Raw genomic sequence first — 12,780 nt, 5'->3', positions numbered from 1 at the left:
GCTGGACGCTACGGCACGAATCATGGGGGCCGCCGGTATCCGGGGGGCGGAACTCGAGATCATCCAGGGGAAAGAAGAGCTGTACTGAACTGCATGCGCACGTGCCTCCGATCTCTCGGGCATGGCGCTTTCCTGTGCGTTTGCGGTGTCGTGCATTCCTTCCGGTTTTTGGAACAGTGATTACTTCGATGCGATTGGCATTGGCTGCGGCTGTATTGTTCTCCCTGGCGCATCCGTCGGCGCACGCAGACGTAGCACTCGATAGGACCCGCCTGATCTATCCCGCATCAGAGAAAGAGGTCGGTTTTCGGGTGCGCAATGAAGGCGCGCAGCCCTCGCTCGTCCAGGTCTGGGTCGATAGCGGCGATAAAGGACAGACGCCGGACGAAAGCGAGGCCCCTTTCTTGGTCACGCCTCCTGTGGTCAGGGTGGATGCGCAGAACGGTCAGCGTTTCAGGTTGCGCCATACCGGCGCGGCGCTTCCGAAAGATCGGGAATCGGCATTCTGGCTCAATGTGCTGGAAGTGCCGTCGTCTTCGCCGAACGAGGACGGGGGGAACCGGCTGCATATCGTTTTTCGGTCGAGAATCAAGCTGTTCTTCCGCCCCGACGGCCTGGATGGACGCGTCGACCAGGCGCCAGCGATGCTGATCTGGCGCGCAGTTCCTGCAGGCGGTGGCGCCGGTTGGGAACTGGAATGCGAAAATCCCAGCGCCTATCACATCAGTTTCTCCGAAGTCGCCTGGTCCGTCGGGGGCGAGTCCAAGAGCCTGCCGCCGACCGACATGCTGGCGCCGCGCGGTCGTGTACGGATACCGCTGCCATCGACCGGCCCATCCCGGCCGCAAGGCACGGTCCATTTTTCGGTGATCAACGACTACGGCGGGCGCTCCGAATTCAGCGCACCGCTAAAGCCATAAGCGATATCCGCGGCGTATGCGCACGCTCCCGCCGTTTCTGGCGCGCATACGGATGTTGTTCGCGTGTCTGTGCCTGCCCATGCCGGCGGTGGGGAACTTGGCTTGGGCTTCGGGCGTTTCGCCCCAAGACGCCTCCCCACCTGTTTTCGACAGTTCCTATCTGCTGGGCAGCGGGCAGGAGCTAGACGTCTCGCGTTTCGAGCGGGAAGGCCCTCTGCCGCCGGGAACCTACCGTGTAGACGTGAGCGTCAACAGTGAATGGGTGGGCGCGCAGGACATCCGTTTCATTCCCGGAGACAGTAGTCTGGAGGCGTGCCTGGATCTCGGCTTCCTTTTGCGAGCAGGCGTGAAGGTCGGTGTACCCGACGGCGCTGATTCGGCCCCGGACGCGCCTGGACATGCTTGTCGCACGATTCAAGCTTGGATACCGCATGCTACATCCCGTCTGGATAGTTCCGAGTTGAGGCTGGAGATCGACATGCCGCAATCGTCGATCCGGCAACACGTACGCGGCTATGTCGACCCCGCCGACTGGGATGCGGGCATCCCGGCAGGAATTATCGAGTACAGCGCCAGCTATTTCCGGACTTCGGGTGTCGGGGCGGATCAACGCTCCTCTTTCCTAGGCATGACGGCCGGCGTCAACCTGGGGATGTGGCAACTGCGGCACATGTCGTCGCTCTCCTGGCAGGACGGCGGAAGACGTCAGTGGAATCCCCTTGCGACGTACGTGGAACGGCCTCTGCCACAATGGAGAAGCCGTTTGACGGTCGGAGAACGCGTTTCAGCCGATCCGCTTCTGGGCGCCATCGGGTTCCGTGGCGCGCAACTTGATAGCGACGAACGCATGTTCGCCGAATCTCTTCGCGGTTTCGCCCCGGTCGTACGGGGCATGGCCGAGGGGAACGCGCGGATCGAGATCCGTCAGCACGGCAGCCTACTCCGCAGTTTGAACGTGGCTCCTGGACCTTTCGAGATCCACGACCTCTATGCGCTCAGCAGTGGTGCCGATCTGGAAGTTGTCGTGACCGAGGCGGATGGCCGGGTCACGCGCTCCATTGTGCCCTATGCGTTCAATCCGAACTTGATACGGGCCGGGACATGGCGCTACAGGGTGGTGGTGGGCCAGGTCAGCGAATCGTTCCTGGACGGTCATCCGCAGCTGGCCGCCGCTTCCGCGCAGTATGGATTCTCGAACGCCTTCACAGGTTACGGCGCAGCGGTGTCCAGTGACGGATATCGTTCGGGCCTGCTTGGCGCGGCATTCAATACCCGTATGGGGGCGTTGTCGCTGGACGTGGCGACCATGCGCGCGCGCTACCGCCATGGCGGCAACGTGGGCGGTGCGCGCTGGCGAGCGAGCTACAACAAGGCTGTCGGGAACGATGGTGCGATGCTGAGCGTAATCGGCAGCCACTATCCGGAGCCCGGGTTCCGCGAGCTGCGTGACTTCTTGCAGGATCGTGAGGACGTTATCGATCTTCTTGCAGAATCGACTGCGAATCCCGATGCGTTCCATGTATCCGACTTCGCACCGCCCAGTGTCAATCCTGTCCCAGCATTCCTTCCTAGTGCGTACGGTCGATTGCGCAACAGCCTGCAAGCATCGATTTCGCTGCCTTTTGGGAAAGGAAGCACGTTCCACCTGAACGGTTTCGTCGACCGATATGCCGAAGGCGGAAGCCGTTCCGGCTATCAAGCCGGTTTCCGCGGATACTGGGGGCGGGCCAGTTACGCTTTGAGCGCCGGCCGGGTTTCGGTCTCCGACGGAGGGTATGGGAACCAGTACCAACTTAGCGTTTCCGTGCCTTTGCAGCGCCCGACGTCCTCGCCAGTGACCGTCTACGCCACGTTCGATCATCGGGATGCAATGTCGTCGCAACGGATTGGTCTATCGGGCGCATTGGGAGAGGAAGGCGAACTCGGCTATGGGATGTCGCTTTCCCGTAGCGATAGTGGCACGGTTGGCGCGGCGAACTTGTTTCACCGCTTATCGGCGATTGGCCTGAACGCCTCGGCGAGCGTGAGCCCGCAGTATCGACAGGTGGCGTTCGGTGCGGAAGGAGTCGCCATCTTCCATGCCGGTGGCGTCACCCTCGGCGGGCAGCGTGGCGACACCTTCGCGTTGGTCGAAGCGCCGGGGGCGCATGGCGTCCGGATCGTCAACATTCCCGGAGCGCGTATCGACCGTCGTGGCTACGGCATCGTTCCGTCGCTGTTGCCTTACTCTCACAACGTGGTCGAGTTGGATCCTTCGACGGGCGATGGTGTCGAGATCGATGGCAATGTGCATACTGCAATCCCGTATGCGGGCGCCGTCGTCAGAGCCAAGTTCGAAAGCCGTCGCAACAACGCGATCCTGATGCACGCGCGACGTACTGATGGGCGTGGCCTACCGTTTGCCGCGGAAGTTCTGAACGACCATCACGAAGTCGTGGGCGTTGTGGGTCAAGGTAGTCAGATCTATATGCATACGGCCGTCGCCGACGAAGGGCTTCTGCTGGTGCGCTGGGGGCCGGCGCCGAACGAGCATTGCACGATTCAATACCGATGGACACCGGATCCAGCCATGCATGGTTTGCGGCAATTCCCAGGTGAGTTGATGTGTCGATCCGGACGCGAATGAGAGGCGCGCCATGACGAGCATATTCGGCTTGAGAAGGCTGCTGCTAGCCGTAACCGCACTGTACCTTTTCGGATGGGGCGCAATGGCGCATGCGAAGAGCTGCATCGGTCCGTCTGCGGTGGGGCCGGCGACTATACCGTTGCAGATATCCGGAGAAACCAATGTGCCGCGCGATGCGGACGTCGGATCGGTGGTGTACACGATCAAGCGTTCGTTGTCGCGCTTGGCGGGAAAGGGTTGCGAAGAAACGCTCACCGCCGTCCGGGTCGGGCTCGGCCGGCATCCCAGTCTTGCGCCAGGCGTGTACGACACGGGGATCGCTGGGCTGGGCGCCCGCTTCAAAATGAACGGGCAAGTGCTCTACGCCGACGGGGATATGCCGACGGAAGTCGCACGGGTTTTCTCCGATCAAGACATGCAGCTTCACATCGAGCTGATCAAGATGTCTCCGCAAGTAGGCGCCGCCATGGTAGAGGGTAGCTGGCTTCCACGCATGACTTTCTCCACCCCACGATCCGAGACGGTATCGATGCAGCTGAGCGGACTCATCGTGTTGCGGGAGGACACTTGCCGGACTTCAGATGTGCATGTGGATATGGGGGGCGTCTCAGCGAGCGAGCTGCGCTTGCGAAGGACAGCAGCCCCGACGTCGTTCCAAATAGAGCTCCGTGATTGTCCGAAAGGCGTGAATCGAATGCGATATCGCCTCAACGCCATTGGACCGATACAGGATGTAACCGCATCAGTTGTAGGTATGGACACGAAAGCAACGGCTCGGTATGTCGGCATACAACTGCGCGAAACGGACGGCAAGCCGGTGGCATTCGATACTCCGCGTCCTCTCGACGGCTACGACCCGCGGATAGGGGGTAGTATTCGGATTCCGTTGCAAGCGGTGTATGTTTCCGACGCGCGCCATTCCCCGCAGCCGGGAACTGTTAGCGCGGCTGTCGCTTTTACCATCATCTACGAGTGATCCACCTTCCCGACATCAGGACGATAGTAGGCCGGTTTGTGGTGATGTGGCGCTGGCCTAGTACTGCTTACCCGGATGCTAGACCCTATCCACTAAATCCTGGTAACTCCAACGAGCTAATTCATCATACCCATTGCGAGGTGGTAGGGGAGGGGGATTCTTTGCGCGTCTTAGATGAAGACCGTATGCCCAGGAAGGCACTATGCAGCGACTGCTTAAGATCGGCGAGTCAGAAGCGAATGTCTCGCAAGGGGGAGCAGCCGATCAGGGCTAACCCTGGTCGACTCGCTGAGTGACGATGGCAAGAGCCACGGCGATGCGGTGCGTGTGATTGGCGGGGATGTCGAAGAGGGCGAGTCTCAATGTATCACTTCGGCGTCCACGGTAGTAACCACTGCAATATCCGGGACACTTGCGTCAACTGTCGACAGGGTATCGCACTCAACACAACTACCACGGGGGAACGTCATGAAAAAGATCATCCAATCCATCTGTATAGTGGCCTTATTGGTCGCGTGCCTCAACGCATCTGCCCAAACGAGACCTTACGGTTGGAGTTCGTCCGGTAGCCAACAGGCCCGCACGGTTACCGATGCGAAGACTGTCTATCCCATCGTGCTTGTACATGGCCTTACTGGCACAGATAAGTTCGCCAACGTCGTCGCCTACTGGTACGGAATCGCCGAGAATTTGCGCGCGCATGGAGCCAAGGTATATGTCGCCAACGTTTCTGCCTTCAACTCCGACGAGGAACGCGGCGAGCAACTGAAAACCTATGTCGAGATGGTTCTTATCGAAAACAATATCGACAAGGTCAACCTCATTGCGCACAGTCAAGGGGGCACGACATCGCGTTATCTCGCTTACACCCAACCGCAGATGGTAGCCTCGATTACAACCATCTCTACGCCGCATCACGGAACAGAGTTCGCCGACTTCGTCGACGGCATTAGCAAGCTAGACCCGACCGGCATTGTGCGTGCGGCAGTCAGCACCATGGTCAATGCCTTCTGGCCGCTGATCACCAGCAATCCGTCATTGCCGCAGGATTCGCTCAAGGCACTCACCCTGCTGAGCACGAAGGGAGCCGCGGAATGGAATACGAAGTTCCCATCGAAGGGGTTGGGCAGCAAGTCCGACTGCACCACCGGCGCTGAATCGGCTGATATCGTGCGTACCAGCAATGGTGTCCAGAAGACCTATACCCAGCGCTACTACTCGCTGATTGGCAACAATATACGCCCCTTCCTTGGCATTGGCGTGGACGCAAGTCTCAAACTATTCGACCCTGCCATTTTTGACGCCACCACAGTGGCGATGCTCACTACCGGCAATATCATCATGATCATGGGAGGCGGAGCCAACGATGGCTTGGTACCAGAGTGCAGTGCCAAATTTGGCAAGATAATGAATACGCAGCCTTGGAATCACCTCGACGAAGTGAACCAGTTGTTGAGAGTAGTGGGCGGGGCTGCCCCCGATCCGGTGACAGCGATCCGCCAGCAAGTGCAGATACTCAAGGCGGCCAACCTTTGATGCCGTCAGCTAGGCTGCTCTGGACAGGCATGGCGCTGGCCTTCGCCGCCGGCGCAGTGTGGTGGGGACAGCGGCCGGCGCAGACCGGAATTTCGAATGTGGACGCTTCGATGACCAATGCTGGGACAACTCTCGGCACTCTCGCTTCTATGTCCGAAGCCGAGACGATTGCACTGCCCCCCTATCTGCAGGGCAGGGTGCTGTCGGAACTGCCGATCGACGAGCATGGCCATCTGCTCCGCTCTCTCCTGGTGCGTGATTGGTTTGAGCAGTATCTGGTGGCGCGTAATGAGATGCGCGACGCGCATGCGATGGATGCGCTGGTGGGACAGGAGATCGTCCGCCAAGCAAGCGGGTTGCCGGCGTGCGGCGAGGCCCTAGCGCTATGGCTAAAGTACCAGGCCTATAAGGCGGCACTGACAGAAAACGGCAGCCTGGCCGACGGCACGGACGTCGATGGATTACGGGTCGAGCTTGAGCGCCGGCGTCGCCTGCGCGAGAAGTATCTGGGCGATTGGGCTGTGCCGCTGTTTGGCGAGGAAGACCACAACGATCAGCGCATGGTGGCACGTATGGCGATCGTCACAAGGCCTGGCCTGAATGTCGAAGAACGCACGAAGTTGTTGATGGAATTTGACTCCACCAATCGGATTCGATCGGCGGATGCCAACGTGGCAGATATCGCGCAAATGCTCAGTCAGGGGATCTCCTACGATCGTGCGCGCGCCGCCATCACGCAGCGTATGGGCGCCGAGGCCGCAGCGCGCTTCGACCAGATACAGGAGCAAGAGCAATCCTGGCAATCCAACTATCAGGCTTACGTACGAGGACGAAAACAGATCACAGCACAGAAGCTGCCGACGTCAACCGAAGAGGTGCAACTCGGCATGCTACGCGAGCGATTCTTTGCTGATCCAGCCGATTTCGCACGTGCAAGTGCACTCGATCGAATCGCGGAACAGAAAATGGGGCAAAACAGTGCTCCCTTGCACTAGAAATTAAGCCTCCATGCTAACCATTGTGAGGTGGGGGAGGATTCCTTGCTCGTTTTTCATAAATGCTCGTACGAGATCAGTCGCCAGCTGGATGCTACGCAGAGCGGTGGATTTGTCGGGCATTGCATGTCACACGCTCATCGGTTCGCTATGTTTCGCAGCCCCGTAGCGATGAGTCTTCGCTCACGCAGGCGGTGATTGCGTTGGACAGCCAGTACGGTCGCTACGGATATAAGAGAAGAGTGATGCGTTGTTGACAATCACGCACTCATTTTGCCGAGATCAAAAATTGAAAGTGCTCGTTGGTAGCAGCCGTATTGCTGTTCAGACTGATTAACCCGTAGGGCAGTGGGTTTAGTTAGCCCGGGAACCTCGGAAACTTCTCATCAGGATGTTTGGCCTTCCACTCCTTGTAGGCGGCGGAGCCTTCCCAGGCAGCGAACACTTTAGGCGTCCGACCGCGTCCCGTCCAGGTTTCTCTCGTATGCGGCAACCAATACTTCGGCGGAACTTCCTTACCGGCAGTGGGGTTCTTCGCCCTGGGTTTGTCCGATCCAATCAGAGCGAAGATCTCATTCTTCTGCTTCAGACTGAAATGCGAGCCGAAGCCCTGAAGTAGCGAGACGATTTGATTGAAGGCGTCTGTTGCTTGTTGCTGGTGGAGTTCGGTTTCTTGTTGCTCAAGCCGTTGCAATTCTTCGGCCAGCTTGGCTTTGGCTTCGGCAATAGCATCCAGATTCGTGCGATTCTTTCCAGCCATAAACATTTTTCCAGATATGAGGTTCAAAGAAGGGCCCCACAAGACGCGACGGTGCCCACTTCATCGCCTGCTCCACCGACTTCGACGGCATCCGGCTCCGCGGAACAATTTGTGCATTGGTTCAAAGAAGGACTGCTCGGCCGCAAGCGCATCTTGAACGATGCGAAAGCCCTCGTACATACGATTGCCGACACCGTCTATCTCGTCAGCCCCGGCATCTTCCAGCGTTACGCCATGGAGCACCCCGCCATTTTGCCGCCATGGCGAAGGACGTCGATCTTCCCGCCTGGCAGTGGCTCCAGAAGCAATTCGGGCGCGCCGGACCGCACCGCAAGCACGCTGGCGGACTTAATATCTGGACTTGCATGGTGACGGGAGCGCGGCGGAAGGCCAGGCAGATACACGGATACCTGTTGAAAGATCCCACGTCTATCTTCACCGATCCTTCTGCTGACAATCCCAATCTGAGACCTGTAGACAGCGACGACATCGCTGCATTGACCTAGGGGTTGGGAGTGCTTGTCTGCGTTGTCCGGGCCGTTGCGAGGCAAGGCGCGGGCCTTTGCCAAGACCGACCGCCTTGGCAAAGGCCACAACGCCACATCGCGGCGGCATAGGCGCGGAAGTGCGCCAAAATGCATAACTCACTCTAAATCAGAATATTTGACGCAAAGCGAGCCATTTCAAACCAGAGGTTGCAATTCATGCGTGTGCGGCCTGATTCGCCGGCAGTTCACAAGGTTTCAAGGTAGGTTCGGCAAAGGGCTTAATTATCTCCGATCAGAACAGAGGATACTGTTCCCGTATTCTCTGAAATACAATCAAAGGTAATTGAGGAAGTAGAAGTAAATGCAGACAACATTAATGTTAGTTCTGCATTTGCCCTGTTGACGTCAGAGTGATCAAGATCGATCAGATAATGCATCAATCGCTGCGTGCCTTCGACATGGCCCTTTACGTTAAATTCCGCATAATTATTATAGGGATCTGGCTCAAAGTATGCTGATTGTATTGATCCGGAAACCAAGAAGCTGCAGTCGTCCGCAAGTACGCCGTGCGAGAAAGTTAATAGAATGGAGAAAAACAGGAATTTTGAAAAGACATTTTTCCCAGTTATTTTTACTACCGCTCTTTTTTCGCACAATCCAGTGTAAATTCTTCTCATGATATCCTCTTAATCGCGCGTGAAAGTTCGATGGCGTGAATTGGCATGAGCTTGCTCATCAAACCCTACCCCAGGGCTGGCGAGTGTCGCAGGATTTTAATGATTGAAATATTTCCATTTTCGCAGGTCAGTTCCACCCATGAGCCGTTTGTGTAAGCGGTTAAAGCAATCGCGTACATGGCTCTTCCCTCTCCGATTATCAACCCATATCCATTTGCCAAGGACATCGCATTTTCGGGATATCCTTGTATATAGATATATGCATGATCAGAGTCATGTTTGCGCTCTACCCTCTCTATTATTCCAGACACGGTATTTCCCGCCTGTGGCTCGGGGCAGGATGTTTCTTCTGCGAATGCCGAACTAAATGGGAGTATAGATAAAACAAATAAGGTGACAACAGAAATATGGCTTTTCATCTTTAATTCTCTCTGATCGCAATAAACATATGTGAGCTGCGAAATCTTGTTTGCTATAAAAAAACAAACCCAGCTTCTAATTTAATGCAGTCTTACTCTCTCAATAGGCCTATGGCAGGAGTCACATTGCCTAATATGGATTCAATGCTGGCGCAGTAAGGCTGCGAGGAAGTGGTGTCTCGCTTTTTCGTTCCAGGGCGGGAAATGCAGGAAAGAGTAGCTGATAAACATGCGCCTACTAGCGGTGTGCGAGATACAACATGGGGTTGACGCCCATAATGCGGTGGGTATTCCTCTGGTGTAAAAGTGCCATTGTTTACAGATGACGGCTCATCTCTATACACACTATTGCGGCGAATAGGCGGCGTGTAATTAGGATCAACTGCCCTCTCGGAGAACTCACGAACTCCGTATATGGAGTCTGGTGTTACAGGAACACTTGTAACCCACTCGCTTTGAGATTGTGCGGATTGCATATAAGGGTGATCCGGTACAAGAATGTTGCTCAATACTCTTGCGGCGTTATAAAAGTTGTTGGTTTGACGAATAATGTATACATACACAGTTCGTCCATTCAACTGAGAATAAAGCCTCCGCGCGTAGTTGCTTGCCCATACCGGGTCCGAACTGACCGATACATATCCTGTCGTTGCGTTACCCTGCATGCAAGTGTTCCCTCTCACATGAGCGACCAAGGACCGGTTTGTCCCCAAGGGGCTGAATCCGCCATTACTGTTGAATACCTCTTCTGGAGGGCGGGTATCTACTCTGTATAAATAGTCAACCGCCAAAACTGTTTTGGGTATGAAGAACAAAATAAAGCAAACAACTATAAACTCTATGATTCTTTTCATTATCTTACGTCCCCCCATGTTTTGAAATAAGAAAGATTGCTTGATAACGGCCCTGTTGGCCTTGGTATTTCCACATACCCAACATCACTCATGAACAACCCCTCGAAAGTGAGTGAAACCGAATTGATTCGGATGACAATCCCAACCACCCTATCTAATCGTTGTGGAAGATCCGACTAACGGTCATCATCCCCGCGGAGGCGGGGATTCAGCGACTTTAACCTCTTGATAAAAGACACTTCATTAAGCGCTACGCGCTGTTGAAACCGTTACCACCTTCCGAGCAAAACTGAATTACTCATACTTTCTTTGGAATTCATTTTTGCCAAATAGTAATTTTATTGGCCTGGGCGTTTCGCTTGCATGATAGTTCGACTATTGAGTTGTTGGCGTATGCGGCTAACGCAATAGAAAGCATAGCCCTCCCTTGCGGAGTGTCCACAAAGTAATCCGGATCCAGACTTACCCAGACATTATCTTTTTTCTTTTCAGGGTCATCCATGACGAGATAAGGAAAACCTTCCCAGGGATTGAAGTATATTGCTTGAATCCGCGACTTCACGGACTTTCCGTTATAGCAGTTTGCAGACGCATTTCCTGAAACGAATGCGGTCATGACGATAAGAGCGCACGTTGCAATAATTTTATTCATTTTCAACCCTTTTGTTTGTGTGATTTTTGTAACAAGTCGGTCGATAAATATTATTTTCGTTCCTCGAGTAAACCGCCCGAGAGACGAACTCGTTTGCCAGTACTCAAATTATATTTTACTAAAACAATAATAATTTCTACGCCAATCTATTGCTTATTTCGTTTCAGTCTTTAGCGCAACACAGAGTACGCCGTCTTATGAACCATGGGATTCCTGATCGGTTGTACGTAAAAATAGATAGATCACTTTGTGTGAGCTTCCTGTGATGAAACACATCATTTGGACATGGCACTGCACGATCCAGAATTTTTTTTCGAAAGGGTAGGGGGGTGCGCATTAAATTACGTTTTTAAGCAAATTTTGCTTATCGCATTTGTGCGAATAAATCGCCCACGAGTTATGTAGACATCGTGGGGCCATACGATGCCTGATCTGCACCCGTGGCTTACATTTAGATAGAAATTCCGGCTCAGCTTTGAACGGAAATTGGAGTTCCCAGAGTTTGATGGACAGGCCTAGTAGCATTCGTCCACGGGAATGGGAGAGCGGCCATGTCCGGGAATACTCAGAGCAAGGCAAGAAAGGCTTACGCGTTCATCGAGGCGAATCGAAACCGATTTAGCGTCGTCACGATGTGTCGGCTCCTGGGAGTCGCTCGCGCCGGCTACTATGCTTGGTTGGAGCGTCCGATCTCGGATCGCGCCCTGGAAGACGCAAGACTGTTCCGGTTGATTCGGGCCTCGTTCGTTGCGAGCCACGGCATCTACGGCGCTCCCCGCATTTTGCTGGATCTACGGGAACAAGGAGAGACGTGCAGCAAGCATAGGGTCGAAAGACTGATGCGGGAAAACGGCCTGCGCGCTCTGCATGGCTATCGAACCCGGCAGATACCGGCCCCGAAGGTTCCGGCGTTGATCCCCAACCCGCTGCAACGCCAGTTCACGGCGTCCCGCGCGAATTAGGCATGGGCGACCGATATCACCTATATCCGCACGTGGCAGGGGTGGCTCTACCTCGCCGTGGTCGTAGATCTGTTCTCCCGAAAGGTGGTGGGATAGGCGACAAAGCCGACCATTCACAAAGAGCTGGTGCTTGAGGCGGTCACGAAGGCCGTACGCCGACGACACCCACGCAAGACGGTCATCCACTCAGATCAAGGCACGCAAGACGGCAGCGACGCCTGGCGGCGGTTCTGCAAGGCCAATCACCTGGAGCCGAGCATGAGCCGCAGGGGCAATTGCTGGGACAATGCAGTCGTGGAGTCCTTCTTCAGTAGCCTCAAGAAGGAACGGATCAAGAAACGAATCTACGCCACTCGCGAGGCGGCGACTCTCGATGTCGCGGATTACATCGACGGGTTCTACAATCCCAAACGCCGGCACAGCTACCTTGGCGGAACTAGTCCGGAAGAGTTCGAGTCGGCACATCGGCGTCGCCGAATAGTTGTCCACTAAAATCTGGGAACTCCACATACGGCGCCCGAGCGTTGCGAGTAGACCAGGGGAATCGCGACCCGCCAAGTAGTGTGCTAAGAAAAAGAAAGGCCTCGGTAGCCGCTAAGATGCTATCGAGGCCTTCTAATAGTGAGCAATACTCTCATTCTTTGGGTCAGATTCGGCCGGAACAGGACATGAAGAGAAAAGGAGCGCCGGAGCCAATCCTTCCGAGGGCGAGAGACTCGAAGTTGCAGATCCAAGAGTTTGGGATCGCCCTGAGAGGCATATCGAGTTCAAGAAGGCGATGTTGGGGGCCGCGCGGACAGCCGTAGAGACATTTCCCGAGCAACTCGAAACTGTAAGGCTGTGCTACGCCGTATCCATCCTCTGGATTCCATGCTAGCCATTGTGAGGTAGGGAGGGAGGATTCTTTACGCGTCT

The 12,780-nt window shown here is 55.4% G+C and carries 13 protein-coding genes and 1 pseudogene; 9 read left to right on the top strand and 5 right to left on the bottom strand.

Annotated elements, in window-relative coordinates; genetic code table 11:
- Positions 1–188 precede the first annotated feature (188 nt).
- The 5 genes from LG367_RS17885 (at position 189) to LG367_RS17865 (ending at position 7,053) form a co-directional block, all read left to right on the top strand.
- On the top strand, positions 189–920 hold the full coding sequence (locus LG367_RS17885; RefSeq protein ID WP_226470630.1) for a fimbrial biogenesis chaperone: 732 nt from the start codon (positions 189–191) through the stop codon (positions 918–920).
- Between the two features lie 16 nt (positions 921–936).
- Positions 937–3,546, top strand: a complete 2,610-nt coding sequence (locus LG367_RS17880) for a fimbria/pilus outer membrane usher protein (protein WP_319004037.1) — start codon at positions 937–939, stop codon at positions 3,544–3,546.
- A 10-nt stretch (positions 3,547–3,556) separates the two neighbouring features.
- Positions 3,557–4,522, top strand: coding sequence for a fimbrial protein (locus tag LG367_RS17875; RefSeq protein ID WP_226470629.1), 966 nt, complete (start codon positions 3,557–3,559; stop codon positions 4,520–4,522).
- Positions 4,523–4,990: 468 nt separating this feature from the next.
- Positions 4,991–6,058: an esterase/lipase family protein gene (locus LG367_RS17870; protein ID WP_226470628.1), complete on the top strand. Its 1,068-nt coding sequence runs from the start codon at positions 4,991–4,993 to the stop codon at positions 6,056–6,058.
- A gap of 29 nt (positions 6,059–6,087) precedes the next feature.
- On the top strand, positions 6,088–7,053 hold the full coding sequence (locus LG367_RS17865; RefSeq protein WP_226470627.1) for a lipase secretion chaperone: 966 nt from the start codon (positions 6,088–6,090) through the stop codon (positions 7,051–7,053).
- Between the two features lie 358 nt (positions 7,054–7,411).
- Here the strand turns inward: LG367_RS17865 and LG367_RS17860 are convergent, their stop codons facing one another.
- Entirely contained in the window at positions 7,412–7,813 is a 402-nt protein-coding gene (locus LG367_RS17860) for an H-NS histone family protein (protein ID WP_226470626.1), read from the bottom strand.
- On the opposite strand from LG367_RS17860, the gene LG367_RS18820 reads away from it, so the two are divergent.
- Both LG367_RS18820 and LG367_RS18570 read left to right on the top strand, forming a co-directional pair.
- The gene (locus LG367_RS18820; protein WP_484497389.1) at positions 7,712–8,185 is read left to right on the top strand and encodes a conjugal transfer nickase/helicase domain-containing protein; all 474 of its coding nucleotides are present in this window, start codon (positions 7,712–7,714) and stop codon (positions 8,183–8,185) included. The two genes, LG367_RS17860 and LG367_RS18820, sit on opposite strands and share 102 nt — an antisense overlap.
- Positions 8,074–8,319: a conjugal transfer nickase/helicase domain-containing protein gene (locus LG367_RS18570; protein WP_264179984.1), complete on the top strand. Its 246-nt coding sequence runs from the start codon at positions 8,074–8,076 to the stop codon at positions 8,317–8,319. Before LG367_RS18820 ends, LG367_RS18570 begins: the two co-directional genes overlap by 112 nt.
- A gap of 260 nt (positions 8,320–8,579) precedes the next feature.
- Here LG367_RS18570 and LG367_RS17850 read toward each other — a convergent pair whose 3' ends face one another.
- From LG367_RS17850 to LG367_RS17835, 4 genes are all read right to left on the bottom strand, one after another.
- Positions 8,580–8,978: a hypothetical protein gene (locus tag LG367_RS17850; RefSeq protein WP_226470625.1), complete on the bottom strand. Its 399-nt coding sequence runs from the start codon at positions 8,976–8,978 to the stop codon at positions 8,580–8,582.
- A gap of 65 nt (positions 8,979–9,043) precedes the next feature.
- A complete protein-coding gene (locus tag LG367_RS17845; RefSeq protein WP_226470624.1) occupies positions 9,044–9,397 on the bottom strand; it encodes a hypothetical protein in 354 nt (117 codons plus the stop codon).
- 92 nt (positions 9,398–9,489) lie between these two features.
- Positions 9,490–10,251 carry an enterotoxin A family protein gene (locus LG367_RS18800; protein ID WP_226470623.1) on the bottom strand — a complete coding sequence of 254 codons (762 nt, stop codon included), beginning with the start codon at positions 10,249–10,251 and terminating at the stop codon, positions 9,490–9,492.
- 316 nt (positions 10,252–10,567) lie between these two features.
- On the bottom strand, positions 10,568–10,903 hold the full coding sequence (locus LG367_RS17835; protein WP_226470622.1) for a hypothetical protein: 336 nt from the start codon (positions 10,901–10,903) through the stop codon (positions 10,568–10,570).
- A 551-nt stretch (positions 10,904–11,454) separates the two neighbouring features.
- Here LG367_RS17835 and LG367_RS17830 point away from each other — a divergent pair.
- Both LG367_RS17830 and LG367_RS18795 read left to right on the top strand, forming a co-directional pair.
- Positions 11,455–11,865, top strand: a complete 411-nt coding sequence (locus LG367_RS17830; RefSeq protein WP_226470621.1) for an IS3 family transposase — start codon at positions 11,455–11,457, stop codon at positions 11,863–11,865.
- 15 nt (positions 11,866–11,880) lie between these two features.
- Positions 11,881–12,357, top strand: a pseudogene (locus tag LG367_RS18795) (IS3 family transposase).
- The last annotated feature ends 423 nt before the right edge of the window (positions 12,358–12,780 follow it).

It is taken from the genome of Luteimonas panaciterrae (assembly GCF_020511115.1).
GTDB lineage: Bacteria > Pseudomonadota > Gammaproteobacteria > Xanthomonadales > Xanthomonadaceae > Luteimonas > Luteimonas panaciterrae.
The sequence above is the reverse complement of the archived record's forward strand: the minus strand, read 5'-3'. Positions and strand labels throughout refer to the sequence as shown.

Bases quoted from the DNA above. Each gene is read 5' to 3' on its own strand.
- LG367_RS17885 (WP_226470630.1), top strand. From the start codon at position 189: ATGCGATTGGCATTGGCTGCGGCTGTATTGTTCTCCCTGGCGCATCCG.
- LG367_RS17880 (WP_319004037.1), top strand. From the start codon at position 937: ATGCGCACGCTCCCGCCGTTTCTGGCGCGCATACGGATGTTGTTCGCG.
- LG367_RS17875 (WP_226470629.1), top strand. From the start codon at position 3,557: ATGACGAGCATATTCGGCTTGAGAAGGCTGCTGCTAGCCGTAACCGCA.
- LG367_RS17870 (WP_226470628.1), top strand. From the start codon at position 4,991: ATGAAAAAGATCATCCAATCCATCTGTATAGTGGCCTTATTGGTCGCG.
- LG367_RS17865 (WP_226470627.1), top strand. From the start codon at position 6,088: ATGGCGCTGGCCTTCGCCGCCGGCGCAGTGTGGTGGGGACAGCGGCCG.
- LG367_RS17860 (WP_226470626.1), bottom strand. From the start codon at position 7,813: ATGGCTGGAAAGAATCGCACGAATCTGGATGCTATTGCCGAAGCCAAA.
- LG367_RS18570 (WP_264179984.1), top strand. From the start codon at position 8,074: ATGGCGAAGGACGTCGATCTTCCCGCCTGGCAGTGGCTCCAGAAGCAA.
- LG367_RS17850 (WP_226470625.1), bottom strand. From the start codon at position 8,978: ATGAGAAGAATTTACACTGGATTGTGCGAAAAAAGAGCGGTAGTAAAA.
- LG367_RS17845 (WP_226470624.1), bottom strand. From the start codon at position 9,397: ATGAAAAGCCATATTTCTGTTGTCACCTTATTTGTTTTATCTATACTC.
- LG367_RS18800 (WP_226470623.1), bottom strand. From the start codon at position 10,251: ATGAAAAGAATCATAGAGTTTATAGTTGTTTGCTTTATTTTGTTCTTC.
- LG367_RS17835 (WP_226470622.1), bottom strand. From the start codon at position 10,903: ATGAATAAAATTATTGCAACGTGCGCTCTTATCGTCATGACCGCATTC.
- LG367_RS17830 (WP_226470621.1), top strand. From the start codon at position 11,455: ATGTCCGGGAATACTCAGAGCAAGGCAAGAAAGGCTTACGCGTTCATC.